This is a genomic window from Frigidibacter sp. (assembly GCF_030695035.1).
Lineage (GTDB): Bacteria > Pseudomonadota > Alphaproteobacteria > Rhodobacterales > Rhodobacteraceae > Frigidibacter.
The window spans coordinates 148,479-162,376 of the sequence record NZ_JAUYTT010000010.1 but is presented as its reverse complement, the minus strand read 5'-3'; the positions used below and the strand labels follow the sequence as shown (position 1 = coordinate 162,376).

At 68.2% G+C, this 13,898-nt stretch carries 13 protein-coding genes; 5 read left to right on the top strand and 8 right to left on the bottom strand.

Annotation, left to right across the window (positions count from 1 at the left end; translation table 11 throughout):
• Positions 1-40: 40 nt before the first annotated feature.
• The gene (locus tag Q8S30_RS09900; protein ID WP_305665863.1) at positions 41-1,171 is read left to right on the top strand and encodes a pyridoxal phosphate-dependent aminotransferase; all 1,131 of its coding nucleotides are present in this window, start codon (positions 41-43) and stop codon (positions 1,169-1,171) included.
• Positions 1,172-1,246: 75 nt separating this feature from the next.
• On the top strand, positions 1,247-1,648 hold the full coding sequence (locus tag Q8S30_RS09895; protein ID WP_305665862.1) for a DUF305 domain-containing protein: 402 nt from the start codon (positions 1,247-1,249) through the stop codon (positions 1,646-1,648).
• Between the two features lie 82 nt (positions 1,649-1,730).
• Here Q8S30_RS09895 and Q8S30_RS09890 read toward each other — a convergent pair whose 3' ends face one another.
• Positions 1,731-2,930, bottom strand: coding sequence for an alanine--glyoxylate aminotransferase family protein (locus Q8S30_RS09890; protein ID WP_305665861.1), 1,200 nt, complete (start codon positions 2,928-2,930; stop codon positions 1,731-1,733).
• A 344-nt stretch (positions 2,931-3,274) separates the two neighbouring features.
• On the opposite strand from Q8S30_RS09890, the gene Q8S30_RS09885 reads away from it, so the two are divergent.
• Both Q8S30_RS09885 and Q8S30_RS09880 read left to right on the top strand, forming a co-directional pair.
• On the top strand, positions 3,275-4,096 hold the full coding sequence (locus tag Q8S30_RS09885) for a tyrosine-protein phosphatase (RefSeq protein WP_305665860.1): 822 nt from the start codon (positions 3,275-3,277) through the stop codon (positions 4,094-4,096).
• A complete protein-coding gene (locus Q8S30_RS09880; RefSeq protein WP_305665859.1) occupies positions 4,093-5,829 on the top strand; it encodes an ABC transporter ATP-binding protein in 1,737 nt (578 codons plus the stop codon). The genes Q8S30_RS09885 and Q8S30_RS09880 overlap by 4 nt, the downstream gene beginning before the upstream one ends.
• Before the next feature lie 9 nt (positions 5,830-5,838).
• On the opposite strand, the gene Q8S30_RS09875 is transcribed toward Q8S30_RS09880, so the two are convergent.
• The 3 genes from Q8S30_RS09875 to Q8S30_RS09865 all read right to left on the bottom strand — a co-directional run bounded on the left by Q8S30_RS09875 (position 5,839) and on the right by Q8S30_RS09865 (position 8,187).
• Positions 5,839-6,330: a cytochrome b gene (locus Q8S30_RS09875; RefSeq protein WP_305665858.1), complete on the bottom strand. Its 492-nt coding sequence runs from the start codon at positions 6,328-6,330 to the stop codon at positions 5,839-5,841.
• 275 nt (positions 6,331-6,605) lie between these two features.
• On the bottom strand, positions 6,606-6,791 hold the full coding sequence (locus tag Q8S30_RS09870; RefSeq protein ID WP_305665857.1) for a hypothetical protein: 186 nt from the start codon (positions 6,789-6,791) through the stop codon (positions 6,606-6,608).
• 157 nt (positions 6,792-6,948) lie between these two features.
• Positions 6,949-8,187, bottom strand: a complete 1,239-nt coding sequence (locus Q8S30_RS09865) for an MFS transporter (protein ID WP_305665856.1) — start codon at positions 8,185-8,187, stop codon at positions 6,949-6,951.
• A 169-nt stretch (positions 8,188-8,356) separates the two neighbouring features.
• Between Q8S30_RS09865 and Q8S30_RS09860 the strand changes: the two genes are divergently transcribed.
• The gene (locus Q8S30_RS09860) at positions 8,357-9,253 is read left to right on the top strand and encodes a DMT family transporter (protein WP_305665855.1); all 897 of its coding nucleotides are present in this window, start codon (positions 8,357-8,359) and stop codon (positions 9,251-9,253) included.
• A gap of 45 nt (positions 9,254-9,298) precedes the next feature.
• Here Q8S30_RS09860 and Q8S30_RS09855 read toward each other — a convergent pair whose 3' ends face one another.
• From Q8S30_RS09855 to Q8S30_RS09840, 4 genes are read right to left on the bottom strand one after another with little or no spacing between them, the layout of a single operon-like run.
• Complete coding sequence (locus Q8S30_RS09855; protein WP_305665854.1) at positions 9,299-10,240, bottom strand: ABC transporter substrate-binding protein; 942 nt, start codon at positions 10,238-10,240, stop codon at positions 9,299-9,301.
• A 26-nt stretch (positions 10,241-10,266) separates the two neighbouring features.
• Entirely contained in the window at positions 10,267-11,253 is a 987-nt protein-coding gene (locus Q8S30_RS09850) for an ABC transporter permease (RefSeq protein ID WP_305665853.1), read from the bottom strand.
• Positions 11,250-12,758, bottom strand: a complete 1,509-nt coding sequence (locus Q8S30_RS09845) for a sugar ABC transporter ATP-binding protein (protein WP_305665852.1) — start codon at positions 12,756-12,758, stop codon at positions 11,250-11,252. The genes Q8S30_RS09850 and Q8S30_RS09845 overlap by 4 nt, the downstream gene beginning before the upstream one ends.
• Positions 12,755-13,897, bottom strand: a complete 1,143-nt coding sequence (locus Q8S30_RS09840) for a Gfo/Idh/MocA family protein (protein WP_305665851.1) — start codon at positions 13,895-13,897, stop codon at positions 12,755-12,757. The genes Q8S30_RS09845 and Q8S30_RS09840 overlap by 4 nt, the downstream gene beginning before the upstream one ends.
• Between the last annotated feature and the right edge of the window lies 1 nt (position 13,898).

Genomic DNA, 13,898 nt, shown 5'->3' with positions numbered 1-13,898 from the left:
CCCTTGCCGGGCCCCGCGATTTCGGCTTCTGATGCCCGCCATGACCGCACCGCGCCCCACCCCGCCCCGCTTCACGCCCCTCGTGGCCTCGCTGCCCGCCACCGTGCCCTTCGTCGGGCCCGAGACCCAGGAGCGCGCCCGCGGCCGCCGCTTCGCCGCCCGTCTCGGCGCGAATGAGAGCGTGTTCGGCCCCTCGCCCCGCGCGATAGACGCCATGGCGGCAGCGGCCCGTGATGTGTGGATGTATGGCGACCCCGAGAACCACGACCTGCGCGCCGCGCTCGCTGCCCATCACGGCACCACGCCGGCGCATGTGATGGTGGGCGAGGGCATCGACGGCCTTCTGGGATACCTCGTGCGGATGCTGATCGCGCCCGGCGATGCCGTCGTCACCTCCGACGGGGCCTATCCCACCTTCAACTTCCATGTCGCGGGGTTCGGCGGCGCGCTGCATAAGGTGCCCTATCACGGCAACCATGAGGACCCCGAGGCACTGCTGGCCCGCGCTACTGAGACCCGCGCGCGGCTCCTGTACATCGCCAACCCCGATAACCCGATGGGCTCGCACCACCCCGCCGCCACGCTCGAGCGGATGGTGGAGCGCCTGCCCGACGGCTGCCTGATGGTGCTCGACGAGGCCTATCTCGAACTGGCCCCGGGGGGCACCGCGCCCATGATCGCGCCCGAGGATCCGCGGGTGATCCGGATGCGCACCTTCTCCAAGGGCTATGGCATGGCCGGGGCACGGGTGGGCTATGCCATCGGCGCCGCGCCACTGATCGCCGCCTTCGACCGGGTGCGCAACCATTTCGGCATGGGCCGCATCGCGCAGGCCGGCGCTTTGGCGGCGCTGGCGGATCAGGACTGGCTGGCGCAGGTGCAAGCTCAGGTCGCCACCGCACGCGACGGCCTCGCCGCCATCGCCCGCGCGAATGGGCTGGTGCCCCTGCCCTCCGCCACCAACTTCGTGACGATGGATTGCGGCGCGGGCGGCGCCTTCGCCCGCGCCGTGCTGTCCGGGCTGATCGCCCGCGACATCTTCGTGCGGATGCCCTTTACCGCCCCGCATGACCGCTGCATCCGTGTCAGCTGCGGCACCGAGGCCGATCTGGCCGCCTTTGCCGCGGCGCTTCCCGATGCGCTGGCCGAGGCGCAGGCGGCTCTCCGCTGAGCCTCACCCATTGGTGAGTGGACGGGATGCGCAGCGCCGGGGCACTCTCGCCCGGGCAACAGTGAGGACAGTCCGATGACACGCCAAAATACCGCCCGTACCCTTCTGCGCGCCGCACGCCTCAGCCCGCTGGCCTTCGCGCTGGCCTTCGGCGCCTATGCCCAGACGATGGATCACAGCAACCACGGGGCCCCCGCCGCTACACAAACCGAGGCTGGACCGGCGCCCTGGGATGCAGGCTATGCCGCGGCGAATGCGAAGATGCATGAGGGGATGGCAGTCGCCCCCAGCGGCGATGCCGATGTCGATTTCATCCGCGGCATGATCCCCCATCACCAGGGCGCCATCGACATGGCCCGCGTGGTGCTGGAGCATGGCAGCGACCCCGAGGTGCGCAAGCTCGCCGAAGAGGTGATCGCGGCGCAGGAGGGTGAGATCGCCTGGATGACGGAGTGGCTCAAGGCGCACGGCCAGTAAAGCGCTGCGCTTGGGGTAAGCCGCGGGGCCTTTGCGCCCCCGCACCCCCGCAGGATATTTGAGACAAGGCAAAGGCGGGGAGTCAGACGCCCGCGACTACCGCCGCGGCGGCCTCGACGCCGCCCGGGCCATGCGGGATGCCAAGGGCGCGCATCCCGGCCTCCATCGTGGCCAGCACGCCGAGGGTCATATGCGCATTGACATGGCCCATATGCGCGACGCGCAGGTAATCCTGATAGGCCGGATCCGTGGGCAGCGCCATGCCAAGGCCGATGCCAAGGGTGACCCCCGCCTCGGTCTCCAGCCATTTGCGCAGGCGCCCGGCCCCGCCGCCGCCAATGCGGGCCGCGGTGACGGAATGGCCGCGCCGGGCCGGGTCGGCGATGTTCAGCGCGATATCGCCGCCGCGGCCCCAGGCCTCGAACGCCGCCCAGACCGCGCGGGCCAACCTCTCGTGCCGCGCCCAGACATGGGGCAGGCCCTCTTCGTCGAGGATCATCGTCAGCGATTCCCGCAGCCCGAACAGGTGATGCGTCGGCGCGGTGCCGCAGAAGAACTGGTAATATTCGGCCCCCACCGCGCGCGGCTTCCAGTCCCAGTAGGGCGTCACCAGATCGGACTGCTGCGAGGCCGCCAGCGCCTTGTCCGAGAACCACACAAAGCCAAGCCCCGGCGGCACCATCAGCCCCTTCTGGCTGGCCGCGACCATCACATCGACGCCCCAGGCATCCATGTGGAACTCGTCGCACCCCAGCGAGGCGATGCAATCCACCGCCAGCAGCGCCGGGTGGCCCACCGCGTCGATGGCGGCGCGGATCGCCGGGATGTCATTGCACACGCTGGTGGCGGTATCGACATGGGTGACCAGCACCGCGCGGATAGTGTGGGCGGTGTCCGCCGCCAGCGCTTCGGCGATGCGGGCCGGATCGGCGGGGGAGGCGCGGCCGAAGTCGATCACCTCGACATCCACGCCCACGCGGCGCGCGGAGTCGGCCCAGCCGATGCCAAAGCGCCCGGTGGCAGCGACCAGCGCCTTGTCCCCGCGCGAGAAGAGGTTGGCATTCGCCGCCTCCCAGGCGCCATGGCCATTGGCGATGTAGATCGCCACATGGGCCTTTGTATCCGCCACGCGCCTCAGGTCGGGGTAGATCCCCCGCGTCATCTCGACCAGCGCGCCTTCATAGATATTGGGCGCGGCGCGGTGCATGGCGTTCAGCACCCGGTCGGGCATCGTGGAAGGGCCGGGAATGGCAAGATAGGGGCGACCCTGCGCGAGGCTCATGGAACAGGCTCCGGGGAATGGAAGACCCGCCATGGGTAGGGCGGCGCGGCGGCGGCGTCAATCGGGGGCGGAGGGGCCGCGCTGGTGTTTTCTGATCGCTTATCAACCCCGTGCCGGGCCTCCTGTGGAATGCTGGCGCAACGGTCCCTTGCAGAATTTGGAGCCGTTCGGGCCTATGTCCTCACCCCTTGCCCTCCGGCTTGCGCCGTCGGGCAACCGGCGGGACTGCTCCACCCCAGACAGTCCACCCCCCCTTTGCTTGCCTCGCCGCGGCTTTCGGGCTAGACCCGCGGACCAAATGACGGGGCCCGTCCCGCCCCGCCCCTGCCCGATCCGGAGACGCGATGTTCAGCCGGCTGAAGACCCTGCACAAGCGCTTTGAAGCCCGGCTGAGCGATCCGGCCGGCCCCGGCCTTGACGCGCCCGAAGGCCGCCGTCGGCATCTGCTGCATTTCCAGCTGTTCGATCATGCCTTCCTGCGCGTGTTCTGGACCAATGCCGCCAAGGTCGCGGAGGGCGTCTACCGCTCCAACCAGCCCTCGCCCGCACGAATGAAGCGCCTCAAGGCCCGCGGCATCCACACCGTGCTCAGCCTGCGCGGCGATGTTCCCCTCAGCTTCAACCTGCTGGAGCGCGAGGCGGCGCTGCGCGAGGGGATCACCCTTGTCAGCATCCGGCTCTACGCCAAGCGCCTGCCCAGCGCCGAGACGCTGATCGAGCTGGAGCATCTGTTCCGCACCCTCGACCGCCCCCTGCTGATGCATTGCAAATCCGGCTCGGACCGCGCCGGATTTGCCTCGGCGCTCTACCTGATGATGATCGAGAACCGCCCGGTGGCCGAGGCGGCCCGGCAGCTCGACTGGCGCTTCTTGCACCTCAAGACCACGCCCACCGGGGTGCTGGACCATTTCCTGCGCGTCTATGACGAGGCGCACCGCCAGACCGGCATCAGCCTGATGGACTGGGTGCGCACGGAATATGACCCCAAGGCGGTGACGCGGTCCTTCAAGGACTGGCTGGCGGCGCGCAAGGGCATCCCTGCCCCCGGGGTGGCGGCGGCAGCCGAAGCTGTGCTGGCCAGCGCGCCGGAAGCCGCAGCCCCCCTGCCGCCCGACCTCGCGGCCCCCGACGTGAAGATCGAGGCCGACCCCGAGGACCGGCCATGACCGGCCCGCAACTGATCCGCTGGCTGTGGCGCGATTACCTGCGGCCCTGGCGCTGGTGGTTTGCGGTCGCCATGCTGCTGATGTCGGTCGAAGGCGCGACCGTGGGGGCACTGTCCTATCTGGTGAAGCCGATGTTCGACCGGGTCTTCGTCGGCGGCTCGTCCGAGGCGGTGATCTGGGTCGCGCTGATGGTCGGCGGCGTCTTCGTGCTGCGGGCGCTGACCAGCCTGGCGCACAAGGCCATCATGGCGCGGCTGGGAGAGCGCATCGTGCAGGCGATGCAGGGCAATGTCCTGCGGCACCTGCTGACGCTCGACCAGTCCTTCTACACGATCCACCCACCGGGCAGCCTGATCGAGCGCACCCGCGGCGACAGCGGCGCGATCCGCAACCTTGCCAGCCAGGTCATCGCGGCGCTGGGGCGCGATCTGTCCGCGCTGATCTCGGTGCTGGCGGTGGTGTTGTGGATCGACCCGATGTGGACGCTGGTGGCCGTGGCGGGCGTGCCGCTGCTGCTGCTGCCGATCATGGCGCTGCAAAAGCTGGTGCGGCGCACCAGCCGCAAGGCCCGCGTCGCCGCCGCCGACAATGCGACGCGGCTCGATGAAATCTTCCACGGCGTCGCAACGATCCAGATCAATGGCATCGAGGCGCGCGAGGCCGACCGCTACACCCAGGCCCAGCAACGCTATGTCAAGCAACAGGTCCGGGCCGAGACCGGATCGGCGGCAATCCCGGCACTGATCGACCTTGTGGCGGCGATCGGGCTGGCCGGCGTGCTGACCTATGGCGGCTATGAGATCATCGGCGGCGAGAAGACCGTGGGCGAGTTCATGACCTTCTTCATTGCCATGGCCGCGGTCTTCGACCCGCTGCGCCGGCTGGGCGCCATCTCGGGTGCCTGGCAAAGCACGCGCGCCTCGCTCGACCGGGTGGTGCAGCTCTTGCAGATCGCGCCGCGTGTCACCTCGCCCGCCAAGCCCCTGCCCGCGCCAACCGAGCGCGGCGCAATGCGGCTGGCCTTTGAAGGGGTCAGCTTCGGCTATGGCACAGCGCCGGTGCTGAACGACCTTGGCTTCACCGCCGAGCCCGGGCAGACCACCGCCATCGTCGGCCCCTCGGGCGCGGGCAAGACCACCCTCTTCAAGCTGCTGACCCGGATGATCGACCCCGATACCGGCCGCGTCACCGTCGCCGGGCAGGACCTGCGCGATCTCGATCTGTCCGACCTGCGCGGGCTCTATTCCGTCGTGGCGCAGGACACTGCCCTGTTTGACGAGACCATCCGCGACAACATCCTTCTGGGCCGCACCGACGTGACCGAGGCGCAGCTGGCTGCCGCGCTCGACTCCGCTCATCTGACCGATTTCGTGGCGGGCCTCCCCGCCGGGCTCGACACCCCCGCCGGCCCCCGCGGCTCTGCCCTGTCGGGCGGCCAGCGCCAGCGCGTTGCCATCGCCCGCGCCCTGCTGCGCGATGCGCCGATCCTGCTGCTGGACGAGGCGACAAGCGCGCTCGATGCGGCATCCGAACGGATGGTGCAGGACGCGCTGGAACGGCTGGCGAGCGGGCGCACCACGCTGGTCATTGCGCACCGGCTGGCGACGGTGCGCAATGCCGACAAGATCGTGGTGATGCAGGCCGGCCATGTCGTGGAACAGGGCCGGCATGACGAACTGGTGGCGCAGAACGGCATCTACGCCAGCCTCAGCCGGCTACAGTTCGGCGAGTAGCCGCCCCGATCAAGGGGCGGGGGTCTTCATCCGCAGCAGCAGCCCGTCCTTCAGCACGAACTGGTGGTAGAGCGCGCCCACGACATGCAGCACGACCAGCGCCAGCAGCAGGGTCTTCATCACCCCATGCGCATCACCAGCCGCCCCCACGCCGCCGAACCATGCCACCGCGCCCGACAGCGGCAGCGCCAGCAGCAGCGCGTAAAGCCCGCCATGCGTGACCTTGGCCACGAGTTTCAGCGCGGGATGCTCGCCTTCAGGCAAGGGCGGCGCGGCACGGCGGCTGCGCAGCACGATCCGCCACAGCACCAGCGCCGCGATCAGCAGCCCGCCCGCCACATGCAGCGGGACAAGCGGGTCGAAGGCTGGCTCCAGCCCCTTGCCAAGCGCGGCCCATGCCGCCGAAATCCCGTCATGCAGCACGAATTGCGGCACGATCAGCAGTGCAACGATCCAGTGCAGGCGGATCTGGGGTTTCGAATATCCTGTTGGCTCTGTCATGGCTCTCTCCATCTTGGGTGCCGGCCTTGCCCGGCGGAAGATCGGGGTCAGGCTCAGGTCTGGCGCGCCCCAAGCGTTGATCGCACGGCCCCGCCCGTTCCGTCGCTAGCACGATGTCGCGGCGGAAAGGGCGCACTGCCGGCCGGCTTTCGCCGCTGGCAGGGTGCTGACAGGTTCGGCCCGGCAGGGCCTCGCGGTAATACCCGACGCATTTTGTATGCATATGGAATACATATGGGTTCCATATGCATTCCATATCGCGGCGGACGGCTTGCTCAGGCGTCCTGCATCAGCTGCTTGGCGACGAACCACGACACCGGCAGCGCGACGACGGCACCCGCGACAGCGGCGACGATGATCGAGACGGCATCGACCCGGCCCACGGTCAGCGCCGCAACGATGGCCGTGCCGGACAGCGTGGTCGCAGCCAAAGTGTAGATGATGAGAAAGAGACGGATCATGGGTTGCTCCCGCAATGTCTCGCGTTTCCGTGAGGATTGGTAGGCGGGCGGCACAGCTTTCGCCTTGATCTGGATCACGTGGCGAACCGTTGCCTTCGCGAAAAAGTCGGGCGCCCGGCATCATGCCCTGTCTCGGCCAGAAAGGCACGGCGGCCGGTCAGGCCGTGCGGGTACCGCGCCCTGCAAGGAAGCACCCAATCGCCGCCAGCTGCACGGCGGCGGCACAGGCGAACAGCGCCGCCTCGCCACCCGCACCGCCGCGCAGCAGGCCGAAGGCGGCGGGCGCGAAGGCATAGCCCGCCTGTCCGATCGCCACGATCAGCGGCACCACCCGCGCCGCATCCTTGGGCGCAAACTCCTGCTGCGCTATAAGCGGCGGTAGCGAGGTAGCATTGCCGATGCCAAGGCCGAACAGCGCGAGGCCGAGGATCAGCCAGCCCCCGCCCGTCCCCGCAGCGGCCAGAAATATAAGTGAGCCAAGCACTTGCACGCCATAGCTCATGCAGGCGACCAACCTGCGGTCCGTCGAGGCAGGCATCGCCCAGCCCACCAGCGAGCGCCCGAGGATCGCCGCGAGTGTAGCGCCGCCCATCGCCAGGCCGGCCCCGCCCTCCCCCAGCACCGGCACCAGCAGCGAGAACAGATGCGCCAGCAGTCCGATCTGCGCGAAGAGGCCGAGCATCATCCCCGCGGCCAGCGTCAGGAACCTGCGGTCGCGCCAGAGGGACAGACGCCCTGACGGCACGCGCACCGCCGGCGGCGCCACGGGCGCCCCTGCCCCGTCCGGGTGCTGCCCCATGCCTTCGGGCGTGCGCGAGAACACCAGCACCGCCAGCAGGACAATCACCGCCAACATCGCCCCGCCAACGGCCAAGGCGGCGGCGGCAAAGCCGATCCCCGCGATCAGCGTGATCCACAGCGGCGAGAACAGCACCCCGCCCAGGCTGGCGCCGTTATAGGCCATCCCCAGCGCAGCCGGGCGGCGCAGGCTGAACCACGGCGCGACCAGCGCGTTCACCGCCGCCGCGCCCATGCCAACCCAGCCGGCTCCGCTGACCGGCGCTGCGGCGAACAGCTGCCACGGCGCGGCGGCAAGGGCCCACCCCATCACGCCAAGGGCCAGCAGCACTGCACCCAGCACCGTGACCTGCGGCACACCCAGCCGGCGATAGAGACGCGGGAGGTTGGCAACGACGAACGCACCCACAAGAAAATGCACGGTGACTGCGGCCGAAACCAGCGCCACAGGCCAGCCCGTGCGCTCGACCACGGCATAAAGGAAGACCGGCGGGCCATAGAAGCCGACGCCCCAGCCGAAGATGGCGAGCAAGAAGGTGGCGGCGACGACGTGCCAGCCGAAGAACGGGCGGGATGCGGCGAACGGCAGGGGGGACATGCGGGCAGACTCCATGAAGGGTCCGCAGGGTATGGAGGCAATGTCACGGCGGATGCTTCGGCACAGAGCGAAGCATTACCGATTTTCGCGCAGCGGGAAGGCTGCCCGCCACGCCTTGCCGCGCGCAGATTGTTCGCCTAATGTTCCAAAAACCAGGGAGCTTCGGACGATGCAGCGTGCTGAACGGCGACCCGACAACCTGCCGCTGGCCGTCAGCGTGATCCTTGTCACGGTGCTGGCGCTGTCGCTTGGCGATGCGCTGATCAAGCTGACCAGCAGCAGCTTCGTGATCTGGCAGATCTTCGTGATCCGCTCGCTGATCGCCCTTCCCTGCCTGCTCGCGCTGACTGGGCGCAGCACGCTGCGTCCGCCAAAGGCGGCGGGCTGGGTCGCGCTGCGCAGCGCGACGCTGGTCGCCATGTGGATCTGTTATTATCTGGCGCTGCCGCATCTGTCGCTGTCGGCGGCCGCGGCCGCCTATTACACGCTGCCGATCTTCATCACCCTGTTCTCGGCGCTGTTCATCGGCGAGCGGATCAGCCGGGCCGGATGGATCGCCGTCGCCCTCGGCTTTCTTGGCGTGCTCTTGATCCTGCGGCCGGGATTGGGCGATTTCAACGGTTGGGCGATCCTGCCGCTGATTGCCGCCATGCTCTATGCCGGGGCGATGATCCTGACGCGGACGCGCTGCCGCGACGAGAACCCGCTGATCCTGTCGCTGGCATTGAATATCTGCTTTGTGGCCACCGGAAGCGTGGCCGCCGCCGGTATCGCGCTGATCCCCGCCGAGGCGCGGCAGGGGTTCCTGCTGGCGCCCTGGGCCAGCATGGGCATGGCGGAATGGCTGTCGATGGCACTGCTGGCGGCGGCCCTGCTGATCGGCAGCATCGGCGCTGCCATTGCCTATCAGAACGGCCCGCCCGCTGTGATCGGAGCGTTCGACTTTGCCTATGTCGCTTTCGCGGTGCTGTGGGGGGTGGTCTTCTTTGCCGATGTGCCAGACCTGACCTCGGCCGCCGGCATGGCGCTGATCGTCGGCGCCGGGATACTATCACTGCGGCAGTGATCATGACCGGGCGGACCCGGCCATGACAGCAGCATTTGAGCCCGATCAGAACGGGCTGTCGGGGTAGTAGAAGTCAGCCGCATTTTCCGGCGTGACCAGAACCGAGCCGATGATGAACTGCCCTGAAACCGGGGCCTGCGAGACGAGGCCGACGGCCGTAATCTCGATGGCGGTGGCGATCATCGACGGCGGATAGGTCACGTTGGCCGGGATCATCGTGTCGCCGTCCATCACCCGCTTGACCATCTCTTTCATGCCTGCGCCGCCGAGCACGAACTTGACGTCATCGCGGCCCGCCGCCTCGATGGCCGCCAGAACGCCGACGGCCATGTCATCGTCCGACGCCCAAACCGCGTCGATCTGCGGGTGCTTGGACAGGAAGTCCTGCATGACGGTGAAGCTGTCATCGCGGTTCCAGTTGCCATGCTCCATGCCGATGACTTCGATGTTCTTGCCTTCGATGGCAGCCTCGAAGCCCTCCACACGCTCATTGTCGATGGTGGTCGGGATGCCGCGCAGCACGACGATCTTGCCGCCATCTGGCATCGCCGAGGCCATGTATTCGCCCGAGACGCTGCCGAAGCCGGGGTTGTCGCCCGCGACATAGAGGTCTTCGATCCCGGGGACCGAGAGGCCGCGGTCCACGACCGTGATCCAGGCGCCCGAGGCCTTGACGTTCTGCACCGGGCCGGTCAGCGGCTCCGATTCAAACGGCAGCACCACCAGCGCGTCGATGTTGCGGGTGGCGACCATATCCTCGATGTCGTTCACCTGCTTGCCGGGATCGGAGGCCGTGGCGAGCACGAAATCGAGTTCCGGGTACGCCTCTTCCAGCCGGTCGATGGCGGCCTGGGCAAAGTAGTTCATGCCGCCCGCCCAGCCATGCGTCGCGGCCGGGATCGACACGCCGATCACCTTGGTTTCCTGCGCGATGGCCGGCACGGCCAGCGCCACCGACAGGGCAAGCCCCGATACGAGATGTTTCATTGGATTCTCCTCCCTAGATGCCGGGGTCAGACCCCCGGTTTGCTTTCGCGCTGCAGAACCACAGCGAGAACGATGATCAGCCCCTGGATTGCTCCGTTCAGGTAGGGCGATACGAAATCCGTCAGGTTCAGGATGTTGCCGATCAGCGTGAGGATCAGCACCCCGATCACCGTGCCCCAGACCCGGCCGAAGCCGCCCTTGAGCAAGGTGCCCCCGATAATGACCGCGGCAATCGCCTCCAGCTCCCACAGCACGCCGGTGGAGGAAGAGGCAGAGCCAAGCCGCGGCACATACATGATGGTGGCGACGCCCACGAGCAGGCCAAGGATCACATAGGTCGCCATCCGCACCCGGCCCACCCGGACGCTGGAATATTTGGCAACCTGATCGTTGGACCCGATGGCGGCGCAATGGCGGCCGAAGACCGACGAGCGCATGGCGATCTCGCCCACGATCACCACCACGGCGAACACGATGATCGGCCAACTGACCCCAAGGATGCCCCCATAAAACACCGGCTGGTAGAAGGTACGCAGCCCGAAATCGAGGCTGAGCGTGCCGCCATCGGCCAGCCAGGTCACCAGGCTGCGGTAGATGCCCATGGACCCGAGCGTGACGATGAACGCCTCGATCCCCAGCACGGTAATCAGGAACCCGTTCAACCAGCCCGCCACCAGCCCCGCCACCAGCGCCGTCGCCATGCCCAGAAGAATGATCGGCACCCCCACCCCCAGCGAGGGCAGCGCCGCGTTCATCACCAGGATCATCAGCCCGGCCACGAAAGCGGCCATCGAGCCGACCGACAGGTCCAGCCCGCCGGCGGTGATCACGAAGGTCATGCCGACGGCGATGATGCCGATGAAGGCCGAACGCGACAGCACGTTGCTGATATTGTCCACGCCCAGAAAGTTCGGGTTCATCAGTGCGCCCATCACGATCAGCACGATCAGCGCCGCGATCGGGCCGATCACGGACATCGACACCTTGGGTCGGGCCTGAGGCTTGACGGTCATTGCGCAGTCTCCAGTACCGGGGCGCGTTGCCCCACTCCCATCGCCAGCTGGACGATGGCATCTTCGGTGAGCGATGCGCCCTGAACCTCGCCGGCAATGCGCCCCTGGCGCATCACCAGAACGCGGTCGGCAAGGCCGATCACCTCTTGCATCTCGGACGAGATCACGACGATGGCCCGGCCTTGGTCGGCCAGCCCGCGGATGAAGCCATACATCTGCTGCTTGGTGCCGATGTCGATGCCGCGCGTCGGCTCGTCGATGATCACGATGTCGGGGTTCGACAGCATGGTCTTGGCGAACAGCAGCTTTTGCTGGTTGCCGCCCGACAGGTTGCCGACGCGCACCCCGCGGCTGCCGCGGATGTCGAACTCGGCGATAGCCTTCGTCAGGGCGGTCTCTTCGGCCCCCTTGTCGATCAGCCCGCGCGCGAAGCTGTGCAGGGCCTGAAGGGTCAGGTTCTCGCGCATTCCCTTTTGCAACAGCAGGCCGCGGGTCTTGCGGTCTTCGGTCAGGTAGCACATGCCAAGGTCCAGCGCCTCCCAAGGGTGGCGGATGGTCACCGGCTGGCCCTTGATCCGCACCTCGCCGCTGGCGGAGCGCAGGCCGCAGAGCCCCTCGAAGGTTTCGGTGCGCCCGGACCCAATCAGCCCGGCGATACCGAGGATCTCGCCGCGGCGCAGGGTGAAGTTGATATCTTCGGCAAAGCCCGGCACCGTCAGTCCCCGCACCTCCAGCGCCATGTCGCCGAAGCTGCCGGTCTTGGGCGGGAACAGGTCCGACATCTCGCGCCCGACCATCGCTGTGGCCATCGCGTGTTCGTCCATCCCCTCGGCGGGGCCGGAGAACACCACCGAGCCGTCGCGCATGATGGTCAGGTCATCGGCAATCTCGCGCACTTCATCCAGCTTGTGCGAGGTGAACAGCACCGCCGTGCCCTTGTCGCGCAGGGCCCGCACCTGCCGCATCAGCACCGCGGTTTCCGATTTGGTCAGCACCGCGGTCGGCTCGTCCATGATCAGCACGCGGGTGTCGCGCAGCAGGGCCTTGGCAATCTCCACCATCTGCTTGTCGGAGTTCGACATCTGCGAGACTACACGGTCGGTCGGCACGCGGCAGTCCAGCCGGTCGAGCAACTCGTGCGTTTTTTCCCGCATCGCGCGCTTGTCCAGCAGCAAGCCGCGTTTCAGCTCCTGCCCCAGGAAGATGTTCTGCTCGGCGGTCAGCTGCTCGGCGAGGTTGAACTCCTGATGGATCAGCGAAATGCCAAGCGCCTCGGCCTCGCCCATCGAGGCGAAGGCGGTCTCGCGCCCCTCCACATGCACGCTGCCGGAGCTGGGGGGCTGGTAGCCCGCGATGATCTTCATGGTGGTGGACTTGCCCGCCCCGTTCTCGCCGATCAGCGCATGGACGCGGCCGGGGCGCAGCGCCATGCTGACGCCGTGCAGCACCTCGATGGGGCCGAAGCTGCGGCTGACATTGGACAGGGACAGCACGGGTTCCGTCACAGCGCCACCCAGGCCGCATCGTCCTGCGACGAGGCAACGGCGGCCGCGATGAAGCGCATCCCGGCGAGGCCCGCTTCGAGCCCCGGCAGCACGTCCAACACCGCCGCGCGCTCGCCCTTCGCCGCGGCGCGGATCGCCTGCGCCGCCCCTGCGTAGATGTTGGCGAAGCCCTCCAGATAGCCCTCGGGGTGGCCCCCCGGCGTGCGGCTGACGGCGCCCGCCGCGGCCGAGGCCCCTGCCCCGCCCCGTGTCAGCAGCCGCTTGGGCTGGCCGAAGGGCGTGTGCCACAGGTAGTTCGGATCCTCCTGCGCCCAGTCGAGCCCGCCCTTCTCGCCATAGACGCGCAGGCGCAGCGCATTCTCGTTGCCCGGCGCGACCTGGCTGCACCAGAGGCTGCCACGTGCCCCGCCCTCAAACCGCAGCAGGATATGGGCGTTGTCATCCACCCGCCGCCCCGGCACGAAGGATTGCAGATCGGCGGCCAGTTTCTCCACCCGCAGCCCAGTGACGAAGCAGGCCAGGTTATGCGCATGGGTGCCGATATCGCCGATGGACCCGCCCGCGCCCGAGCGTTCGGGGTCGGTGCGCCATTCGGCCTGCTTGTTGCTGCCGGTCGCCTCCGACGCCTCGGTCAGCCAGTCCTGCGGGTATTCCACCTGCACCACGCGGATGCGGCCCAGATCGCCCGCCGCGACCATGTCCCGCGCCTGCCGGATCATCGGGTAGCCGGTGTAGTTGTGGGTGAGGATGAACAGCGCCGTTGAAGCCCGCACCGCCGCCGCCAGTTCGTCCGCCTGTTCTATCGTCGCGGTCAGCGGCTTGTCGCAGATCACATGGATGCCGCGCTTGAGGAAGGCGATGGCCGGGGCGGCGTGCATGTGGTTCGGCGTCACGATCGACACCGCCTGAATGCCGTCCGGCCGCGCCGCCTCGCGCTCTGCCATCTCCTCGAAGCTGCCATAGCAGCGATCCGGCGCGAGGCCGAGCGCCAGCCCGCTTTCGCGCGCCTTGTCGGGGGTCGAGGACAGCGCCCCCGCCACCAGATCATAATCGCCGTCGATCCGCGCCGCGATGCGGTGGACCGCCCCGATGAAGGCATCCTTGCCGCCGCCGACCATGCCCAATCTGATCTTCTCCATC

Bases quoted from the DNA above. Each gene is read 5' to 3' on its own strand.
- Q8S30_RS09900 (WP_305665863.1), top strand. From the start codon at position 41: ATGACCGCACCGCGCCCCACCCCGCCCCGCTTCACGCCCCTCGTGGCC.
- Q8S30_RS09895 (WP_305665862.1), top strand. From the start codon at position 1,247: ATGACACGCCAAAATACCGCCCGTACCCTTCTGCGCGCCGCACGCCTC.
- Q8S30_RS09890 (WP_305665861.1), bottom strand. From the start codon at position 2,930: ATGAGCCTCGCGCAGGGTCGCCCCTATCTTGCCATTCCCGGCCCTTCC.
- Q8S30_RS09885 (WP_305665860.1), top strand. From the start codon at position 3,275: ATGTTCAGCCGGCTGAAGACCCTGCACAAGCGCTTTGAAGCCCGGCTG.
- Q8S30_RS09880 (WP_305665859.1), top strand. From the start codon at position 4,093: ATGACCGGCCCGCAACTGATCCGCTGGCTGTGGCGCGATTACCTGCGG.
- Q8S30_RS09875 (WP_305665858.1), bottom strand. From the start codon at position 6,330: ATGACAGAGCCAACAGGATATTCGAAACCCCAGATCCGCCTGCACTGG.
- Q8S30_RS09870 (WP_305665857.1), bottom strand. From the start codon at position 6,791: ATGATCCGTCTCTTTCTCATCATCTACACTTTGGCTGCGACCACGCTG.
- Q8S30_RS09865 (WP_305665856.1), bottom strand. From the start codon at position 8,187: ATGTCCCCCCTGCCGTTCGCCGCATCCCGCCCGTTCTTCGGCTGGCAC.
- Q8S30_RS09860 (WP_305665855.1), top strand. From the start codon at position 8,357: ATGCAGCGTGCTGAACGGCGACCCGACAACCTGCCGCTGGCCGTCAGC.
- Q8S30_RS09855 (WP_305665854.1), bottom strand. From the start codon at position 10,240: ATGAAACATCTCGTATCGGGGCTTGCCCTGTCGGTGGCGCTGGCCGTG.
- Q8S30_RS09850 (WP_305665853.1), bottom strand. From the start codon at position 11,253: ATGACCGTCAAGCCTCAGGCCCGACCCAAGGTGTCGATGTCCGTGATC.
- Q8S30_RS09840 (WP_305665851.1), bottom strand. From the start codon at position 13,897: ATGGAGAAGATCAGATTGGGCATGGTCGGCGGCGGCAAGGATGCCTTC.